This window comes from Vibrio sp. 10N.222.49.C9, assembly GCF_041474985.1.
GTDB classification, from domain to species: Bacteria; Pseudomonadota; Gammaproteobacteria; order Enterobacterales; family Vibrionaceae; genus Vibrio; species Vibrio crassostreae_C.
In genome coordinates, this window is the sequence record NZ_JBFRVD010000193.1 from 1 (window position 1) to 280 (window position 280).

The window sequence follows — 280 nt, forward strand, 5'->3', positions numbered from 1 at the left end:
TTAGATGACCAGCTAGGCTTATCCCCAGAAGAGCAACGACGTCTGGAGTCTCGAGGTATTCGCTCAGTAACTCCTGCCGTTGAGTCCTTGCTGGCAGATAAAGCTGAGCATCTCTACAAACATCCATCGAAGATTGAGTATGACCCAAGCTTTGAAATAAAGATGGAGGTGCCTGAGTACCTCGCGAACAGAGGGGAGGTCTACAATCTAATCATTCGCAAAGGCACGCTAACCGCTGAAGATAGATTTAAGATCAATGAGCATATTATCAGTACTATCA

At 45.7% G+C, this 280-nt stretch carries 1 protein-coding gene; it reads left to right on the forward strand.

All coding sequences use genetic code 11. From position 1 onward, the window contains the following. On the forward strand, window positions 1-280 hold a 280-nt coding region (locus AB4585_RS22705; protein WP_372171067.1), incomplete at both ends, for an HD domain-containing phosphohydrolase.